9 protein-coding genes, 2 tRNA genes and 2 rRNA genes are annotated in these 7,838 nt (G+C 29.3%); 1 reads left to right on the top strand and 12 read right to left on the bottom strand.

Annotated features, from left to right (window positions below):
- Positions 1-306 precede the first annotated feature (306 nt).
- From CLCY_RS05250 to rrf (CLCY_RS05240), 3 genes are all read right to left on the bottom strand, one after another.
- Positions 307-981, bottom strand: coding sequence for a Crp/Fnr family transcriptional regulator (locus CLCY_RS05250; RefSeq protein ID WP_048570089.1), 675 nt, complete (start codon positions 979-981; stop codon positions 307-309).
- 183 nt (positions 982-1,164) lie between these two features.
- Positions 1,165-1,248 (bottom strand) — tRNA-Leu (locus CLCY_RS05245).
- A 5-nt stretch (positions 1,249-1,253) separates the two neighbouring features.
- Positions 1,254-1,370 (bottom strand): 5S ribosomal RNA (rrf, locus tag CLCY_RS05240).
- A 163-nt stretch (positions 1,371-1,533) separates the two neighbouring features.
- Between rrf (CLCY_RS05240) and CLCY_RS05235 the strand changes: the two genes are divergently transcribed.
- Complete coding sequence (locus tag CLCY_RS05235; protein WP_082141721.1) at positions 1,534-2,100, top strand: potassium channel family protein; 567 nt, start codon at positions 1,534-1,536, stop codon at positions 2,098-2,100.
- 16 nt (positions 2,101-2,116) lie between these two features.
- On the opposite strand, the gene CLCY_RS05230 is transcribed toward CLCY_RS05235, so the two are convergent.
- The 9 genes from CLCY_RS05230 to rrf (CLCY_RS05190) all read right to left on the bottom strand — a co-directional run.
- Positions 2,117-2,914, bottom strand: a complete 798-nt coding sequence (locus tag CLCY_RS05230) for an ABC transporter permease subunit (protein WP_048570087.1) — start codon at positions 2,912-2,914, stop codon at positions 2,117-2,119.
- Between the two features lie 12 nt (positions 2,915-2,926).
- Positions 2,927-3,715 (bottom strand): ABC transporter permease subunit, encoded by a 789-nt coding sequence (locus CLCY_RS05225; protein ID WP_048570086.1) that lies wholly within the window; start codon positions 3,713-3,715, stop codon positions 2,927-2,929.
- An 8-nt stretch (positions 3,716-3,723) separates the two neighbouring features.
- Positions 3,724-4,602: an ABC transporter ATP-binding protein gene (locus CLCY_RS05220; RefSeq protein ID WP_048570085.1), complete on the bottom strand. Its 879-nt coding sequence runs from the start codon at positions 4,600-4,602 to the stop codon at positions 3,724-3,726.
- 111 nt (positions 4,603-4,713) lie between these two features.
- Positions 4,714-5,493 (bottom strand): hypothetical protein, encoded by a 780-nt coding sequence (locus CLCY_RS05215; RefSeq protein WP_048570084.1) that lies wholly within the window; start codon positions 5,491-5,493, stop codon positions 4,714-4,716.
- On the bottom strand, positions 5,462-6,271 hold the full coding sequence (locus CLCY_RS05210) for a hypothetical protein (protein WP_048570083.1): 810 nt from the start codon (positions 6,269-6,271) through the stop codon (positions 5,462-5,464). Before CLCY_RS05210 ends, CLCY_RS05215 begins: the two co-directional genes overlap by 32 nt.
- Positions 6,255-6,953: an ABC transporter ATP-binding protein gene (locus CLCY_RS05205; RefSeq protein WP_048570082.1), complete on the bottom strand. Its 699-nt coding sequence runs from the start codon at positions 6,951-6,953 to the stop codon at positions 6,255-6,257. The genes CLCY_RS05210 and CLCY_RS05205 overlap by 17 nt, the downstream gene beginning before the upstream one ends.
- Positions 6,954-6,957: 4 nt before the next feature.
- A complete protein-coding gene (locus CLCY_RS05200) occupies positions 6,958-7,323 on the bottom strand; it encodes a GntR family transcriptional regulator (protein WP_242844941.1) in 366 nt (121 codons plus the stop codon).
- A 311-nt stretch (positions 7,324-7,634) separates the two neighbouring features.
- Positions 7,635-7,718 (bottom strand) — tRNA-Leu (locus tag CLCY_RS05195).
- Between the two features lie 5 nt (positions 7,719-7,723).
- Positions 7,724-7,838 (bottom strand): 5S ribosomal RNA (rrf, locus tag CLCY_RS05190); the annotation flags it as partial.

Below are 7,838 nucleotides of genomic sequence, written 5' to 3'. Positions count from 1 at the left end.
TCGCTATAGTTACTGTTTAGTTTTCAATGACCAAAGTACTTGATTAGTTTATCAGTAATTGACTTATTTGTCAACAGTTACTTTTAAACTTTTTTAAATTTGTTTTTTGCTCTCAGCTGTCTCGCTGGGAACAAGGATTATGATACCATGACAATATATGCTATATAATTATGTAAATTTACATTTAGTAAGTTTAGATTTATATTCCTCTAAATATCTTCCTATTTCTCTATTTTTACTTATGTGACTCACCAGGTTATGTTGTTACCATAATTAAGGACTAATTTATATATCCAATGCCTAAAACTAATATATATATTCTATTAAACCCTTTATATCTTTTATAATTATCTCATCTTTATTTATATCTATTATATTAGTATCCTTTAATTTACTTAATGTTCTTGTAAAGCTTTCCCTTGTTAGTGACACCATATTGGCCATATCCTGCCTCGATATATCTATATTCAATATACTTCCATCTTTAATTTCCTGTCCCTTTTCTGTTAGCATTCTAATTATTAATGAAGAAACCTTCCCTAGTGAATCCTTAAGTGCAATTGTCTCCACCTGCTTTGATATCATAACAAGCCTATTAGACATTAACTTTATTAATTCTATTGCTATATCACCATTTTCAGATATTAACTTTTCAAGTTTAGAATTTTCTATTATATAAACTTCACTATTTTCTATTGCCTTTGCTGATGCTGGATATGGAATGCCATTTAATATACATACCTCTGCAAAGACTTCTCCGCTCTCTAATATATGTAATATGTGTTCCTTTCCATCTAGTGAAGACTTATATATCTTTACTTTACCTTCTTTAATAAAGAAGACTCCCTTAGCCTCTTCCCCCTGAAAGAATATATCTTCCCCTTTTTCGTATAGTTTCTCCTCTACTATCTCATCTATTTTTATAAGAGAAGAATCGCTTAAATCCTTAAACATATTAATCTTTCTTAATAACAAGTTCATAGTAAACCTCCTTTACAATTAATTACTTTGATATATTAATTATACATATACAAAAATAAAAAGCACATGAAATCTAGTGGTTTTTATGTCTGTTTGATGCATAGGAGACTCCCACTCATTAGATTTTATGTGCTTTTAAAATTATGTAGAAAAATATATAAAAAAAGCACCATAACTGGTGCTTGGTGCGGATGGAGGGACTTGAACCCCCACGTCATGGACACTAGATCCTAAGTCTAGCGCGTCTGCCAATTCCGCCACATCCGCATGTTACCAAGCGACTTCCTACCCTCCCAGTCCGTCTCCAGACTAGTACTATCGGCGTTAGAGAGCTTAACCTTCGTGTTCGGAATGGGAACGGGTGTATCCTCTCTGCCATCATCACTTGATGCTGTGTCTTATCGACACTATTTATTATACATTATTTTACGATTTGAGTCAATAATTTCAACTATACATTTTTTATTATATTTCCAAAAATTATATATAAATTACACTTTTAAGCTATATACTTATTACTATATAACAATTGCTTTATATTAGGAGATAATTATGAAAAACTTTCGGTTTTCAATTTTTAAACCTATACCTGCACTAATACTTTATATTTCTTATATTCTGCTGTTAAAGATTTTGAAATTATATATTGAAGAGTCCTTAGGATATGCTGTCATGATATGGCTTGGATCTCTTTTCTATTTATATTTAATTCTTTATTCATTTAGAGTTATATTTCACGTTAGCAAAAATAAAATGTCTACTGGGAAAGCAGTTTTTAATATTGCTGTTTCTGCAATGGCAGGGGTTGTGTTCTTTGCAGTAAATTACTTTTTTATATACCAACTTTCAAATGAAAACTTTATAGGACATATTGGAGATAATCCCGTTGATGTATTTATATCATTTCTCTATTTTAGCTTTGCAACCTTTGCAACAGTAGGGTATGGTGATATATCTCCTATATCATCACTTTCTAAAATCCTTACAATTCTTGAGATTATCTATTCATTTTTTGTAATAGTAATAGCATTTTCATCCTTTACTCAAATCAGAGAATATCTAAAAGACTCCCCAAAACCCCTATTCATTAATGATAAAAATAAAAAAGACCAGGGATGATGCTCCCTGGTTTATGTTATATTTTAAGGTCTCTATTCCTGTAGAATATAAATGTCATAGATATAAATACTATAATTATCACTAATGAAACTATAATATATAAATACTCAAGGTTACCGCCTTTTATAATTCCTGCAACATCGAAGTACTTAAATGGTATTAATATCCTTAATCCATTCATCTTATCACTCATCCCTATAGCAATTGATATAAAATATGTTACCATAAGTATCCCTATTGATATTCCAGATGAGTTTTTCGATTCCTTATATATTGTAGACAAACAAAGTCCTAATGACATAAATATAATCTGAAATACAAGCATTCCTATCATCAAAAGTAATAATGGCTTAAATACATCCTCTTCCTTACTTAAGCTATTAATAATTGCTACTGAACTTATGAAAGTAACCACATTGAATAAAATTATATTAACCAATGCGGCAAGTAGCTTCTCCATAACTACTCTACTTCTTGTAATCGGCTTAACTAATAAAAATTCTACTGTCTTATCTCTTTCTTCCTTAGATATTATACTAGAGCCAAGCATAACAGAATGAATTCCAGCCATTAAAAGAATATATCCTATAACTATTCCATAGTATCCAAGTGCTGTAGATAAATCAAATTCACTTGATCCTATGAATATTTGTACTACCTTTGGCATCTTTCCTAATATATCATTTATACTTTGACCAGTACCTGAAAGTCCTTTAAATTTACTCATCCCTCCAAGTACCATAACAAGTATTCCTATACACCAGAATACCAAGCTTTTTAAATTAGCTTTTAATTCTCTCTTAAATATATTCATTTAAAATTCCCCCTAAGCATCCTGTTTTATATAGATAATATAACTTGCAGATATACATACTAATGTAACAACTATCCCTACAATTAAATATTTCATCTCATATGCCAAGTTATTAATAATATAAAGGTTATTAAAATACTTAAAAGGTGTAATAAATCTTATCATTTCCTTATCAATAAATGAGTCTAGCATTGATACAGCAAAAAACGCAAATACTAATGAAAGTGATACAGATATAACTGATTTTATATTTCTTAATACAACTGCGCATAAAACACCTATTCCTACAAAAATAAATTGAATAAATAGTAAGGTTAAAGATATTAGTATGAATCTTTTTATATCAAAATCTCCATTATTAACACTACTTAAGGTGATAGTAGATGCAGTCATGTAAATTACATTTGTAATAATAATAGCAGTAAACACAGCCAATAACTTAGAAGTTAATATATGAAAGCGTTTTACAGGCTTTGTAAGAAGGAAATCTGTTGTCTTAGCTCTTCTCTCCTTTGAGACAATACTAATCCCAAAGTATGTTCCCTGAACCGCTCCACAAAAACTAATATAGGTAAAAACAAATGAGTAAAATCCTACTACACTAAAAAATATATCAAGGTTAATTCCAAATGCCTTTAAGAGAATGCTCGGAAATCCTTGCATCATTTTTATTACTTCATCATGGCTACTTGCAAATGAAGGATATATAGACATAAAAAACGCACATAAAATAGATAATGCCAAAGACCATATTATAATAGCCTTTCTAAGTGACTTTAGTTCAAATAAAAATATATTCATAATATCACCTACTTATAATAATGCATAAAGAGTTCCTCTAAATCAGGTTCCTCAATAAACACATTATATAATTCAAGTTCACTAATAAGCTTCATAATAACATTAACATTTCCACTATAAAGGAACTTAGCATTATTCTTATTAACCTTTAAATTCTCTACGCCCTTTATTTTAAAATAATCATTATCTATATTCCCTACTGCATCAACTGATATTTTCTTATATGTATTTTCTCTTAATGTACTTATCTTTTCAGTCTTTATTATTTTTCCATCCTTAATAATAGCAACCTTATTACAAATGTGCTGAACCTCACTTAATATATGTGAAGAAAACAATATCGTTGCACCCTTTTTATTTTCTTCCCTAATAAGGTTAAAGAACTTTTGCTGCATTAAAGGGTCAAGACCTCCAGTAGGTTCATCTAATATAATTAACTTTGGAGAATGAATTAATCCTTGAACAATACCTACCTTTTTCTTGTTTCCATATGAAAGGTCTGAAATCTTTCTCTTCAGATCAAGCTCTAATATATCTGAAAGTTCCTTAATCCTATCCTTACAGTCCTTAGCATAAAAAGAAGCAGAATAATTAAGCAAATCAATAACTTTCATATTATCATAGTAAAATACCTCAGAGGGTAAATATCCTACTTCCTTTAAAATATCCTTAGAAAACTTAATACAGTCTTTTCCGAATATCTCTGCACTTCCGCTTGTTGGGTAAATAAGACCTAAAAGTGTTCTAATTGTAGTTGATTTACCTGCCCCATTTGGACCTATAAACCCAAATATATCTCCCTCTTCAACAGTTAAATTAACATTAACAATTCCTCTTTGTCTTCCATAGCTTTTGGTTAGATTCTTGATTTCAATGATATTCCCCATACACACCTCTCCCCTAAACTCATAAATTAAATTTCTTTATTAAAGAATACACACTTTAACCTTATTTAACAATATATATATTTATTTACATTCATAAAAGAGCCAAGAAGCTTAATTCTTGACTCTAAAAAATCCTTTAACTTTTTCTCCGTTATATCCTTCAAATATACTTAAAGAGTATGCGAATAGAAGAATTCCTATAATAAAAATAACTATATTAGGTCCTAGCACAACCCTGTCTTCTATTAAAAAATTATTACTTTGTAATCCACCTGGATTTAAAATTAAATTTAACATATTAAATTTTGACCATACTGAGTATGTGAGGAAGTCGGGAAAAAATCCTCTTCCAAATATAATTAAAGTAGCTACAGGATAGGTAATTACCCTTGGAACATCTTTAACAACTGTTATTATGTCAGTAGATATTATAATTAAATATATACCTAAAATAAATATAATGATGTTTACTAAAACAAGTAGTAAATACTTAAAATTCGTACCTGACATATCTACTACAGAATTAATATTTATAAATGTAAAAAAAAACTTAAGCATCATAAATAAAGTGAATCCTATGGCCCATACCCCTAGTGACTTTAAGAGAACATAGCTCTTCTTAATAGGGGTTAAATATATATACCTTTCTTCATCTGTCTTAAAATTTCTATGATATATATAAAGAGGTGCTATGATAAAATAATAAAAAGTTATTATAGAGTATATTTCAAATATAAAGTAAACATATTCATTTTTTAGTATAGCTGAAGTAATTCCAAAAATAACTTGTATAAACATGAACTTCTCCATTGTAATTACATCGGTACTTGTCCAGTCCCTGACTCCCTTAAAGAATATGCTATATCCATTTGTCATACCACTTTCTCTCATATAATGCCCTCCTCTCCATAACCTTTACAACATCCTCAAGATTGTACCTTTCTAAATTCCAAATACAAACTACTCCAAGAACTAGTGATACTAAAGAATATGTTATAATACCTCCAAGTTCACGGGTTGTCTCTGAATTAACAACTATCACATTACTATTTTCCTCTGGCATTATATGATTATTTAAGGGTTTTAGCTGCCTTGTACTGTTAAGTGAATAGGTATTTATATTATTATAGTAGGTATAATTAATATTAATATTAATTATAGATTCCACCTTTACTATACCTATGATTAATATAATTAAAACAAAAATATTTAAATTATATATTTTCTTTAATGATATAATAAAACATAAACATAACAAACTTAAAATAGGAATAATATAATCTATACTATATTCCATAACAATTCCAATAGTAGTTGTATTAGATCTAACAGTATTTATACCTACTTTAGCAAAAGTAAATACTATGTTTATTATCCATACTAACGTGTAGCATGTTAACCAATGAAGAAAAATATTAATAAAAATTCTCCTTTTACTTATTGGTAATATGTGAACATATATGCTTTCCATAGAAAATGTCTTCCAAAATCCATGTAAAAATATAAACATCATAACTATATTCAAATATAAAAGTATAGTTGTAATATATACAATTACGTTTTCATTATCAATTACCAATGTAGCTACATTTAAGACAAAGGCTAAAATAACACAATAAATCATATTTCTTTTTCCTAGTTGGTTAATTCCCTTAAACATTATTTCCATAGCTATACACCTCTTTATAGAAATCTACTACAGACTTTCCTGATTCTCTTATGTCTTCAACTAATCTATTTTCTACTATAGATCCTCGTTTTAGAAGAATTACCCTATCAAATACCTTTTCAATATCTTGAATTAAATGTGTTGATATAATTATGCTACTTCCTTCTTTAAACTCGGTAATAATAGCCTTTAATATTTCTTCTCTAGCTATAATATCAACTGCAGCTAATGGTTCATCAAGCATGAAAATATCGGCATCCACTCCAAGAGTTAATGCAAGGTTTAATTTCTCTTCATTTCCAAGAGATAATGCCCCTACCTTAGAATCTCTAGATATATTAAACTTATTAATAATACCTAGAGTCTTTTGTTTATTGTAATTATCAAAATACTTATTATAATATGCTATAGCGTCTTCTACACTCCATGATGAAGGAATAATATTGTTATCAGGCATATATGCTATTTTATTTCTACTTTTGTAATTAACTCTCTCTCCATTAAGTAATACTTCACCTTTAAACCTATTAATCATACCTATTATTATCTTCACTAAGGTAGTTTTTCCTTCACCATTAGGAGCAAGAAGTCCGATTATCTCATTTGGCTCAATAAGCATATTAATATTATTTAGAACTTTGTTTTTTCCATAAGACTTTGTAACACCCTTAAGCTCTAACATAAAGCTATCCCCTTTCTCTTAAAAAAGTTATCATATCATCTTTACTATATCCCATATCCCCCATATCCCTTATAAAATTATCTACGATATTATTTGCCATATTCTCCTTAAGTTTATTAACTACATTGATATCACTTGTAACAAAGGATCCCATTCCTCTTTTCGTTAAAGTTACACCTTCCCTTTCAAGTTCCTTGTATGCTCTTTGCATAGTATTTGCATTTACTTCAAGTAAGCCTGCAATTTCTCTTACAGAGGGAAGCTTATCCCCAAGACTTATTTCTCTATTTATAATTAACTTTTTTATAAGTTCCATAATCTGAATATATACCGGCTTACTACTATCAAAATTAACTGGTTTAAAATTCAATTCCTTCACCTACTTATTATATGAAATTTATTTACTCATTTGTAAAATATTAGTGTATTAGTTATATACTACACTCAAACACCAGATCAGTCAATACATAAGCCTCTAAAAGTCAAATTTATCCCCTGTGGATAATATTTATAACCTCTAAAACTTATCCTAATTATCCACAGAGTAATAAAAAATAATGAGTCACCCAAAAGTGGATAACTCATTTATTATAAAAGCAATATATCTGTGGATATCTTATGATGATTACTATTAATAAAAAAGGGCATAAAAAAAGACACCATATATTTGGTGTCTTACTTTGGTGCGGATGGAGGGACTTGAACCCCCACGTCATGGACACTAGATCCTAAGTCTAGCGCGTCTGCCAATTCCGCCACATCCGCATGTTACGAAGCGACTTCCTACCCTCCCAGTCCGTCTCCAGACTAGTACTATCGGCGTTAAAGAGCTTAACCTTCGTGTTCGGAATGGGAACGGGTGTATCCTCTTTGCCATCATCACTT

The sequence above is a fragment of the Clostridium cylindrosporum DSM 605 genome (assembly GCF_001047375.1).
GTDB lineage: Bacteria > Bacillota > Clostridia > Clostridiales > Caloramatoraceae > Clostridium_AB > Clostridium_AB cylindrosporum.
This window is presented reverse-complemented; position numbering and strand designations above follow the sequence as displayed.

Bases quoted from the DNA above. Each gene is read 5' to 3' on its own strand.
- CLCY_RS05250 (WP_048570089.1), bottom strand. From the start codon at position 981: ATGAACTTGTTATTAAGAAAGATTAATATGTTTAAGGATTTAAGCGAT.
- CLCY_RS05235 (WP_082141721.1), top strand. From the start codon at position 1,534: ATGAAAAACTTTCGGTTTTCAATTTTTAAACCTATACCTGCACTAATA.
- CLCY_RS05230 (WP_048570087.1), bottom strand. From the start codon at position 2,914: ATGAATATATTTAAGAGAGAATTAAAAGCTAATTTAAAAAGCTTGGTA.
- CLCY_RS05225 (WP_048570086.1), bottom strand. From the start codon at position 3,715: ATGAATATATTTTTATTTGAACTAAAGTCACTTAGAAAGGCTATTATA.
- CLCY_RS05220 (WP_048570085.1), bottom strand. From the start codon at position 4,602: ATGGGGAATATCATTGAAATCAAGAATCTAACCAAAAGCTATGGAAGA.
- CLCY_RS05215 (WP_048570084.1), bottom strand. From the start codon at position 5,493: ATGAGAGAAAGTGGTATGACAAATGGATATAGCATATTCTTTAAGGGA.
- CLCY_RS05210 (WP_048570083.1), bottom strand. From the start codon at position 6,271: ATGGAAATAATGTTTAAGGGAATTAACCAACTAGGAAAAAGAAATATG.
- CLCY_RS05205 (WP_048570082.1), bottom strand. From the start codon at position 6,953: ATGTTAGAGCTTAAGGGTGTTACAAAGTCTTATGGAAAAAACAAAGTT.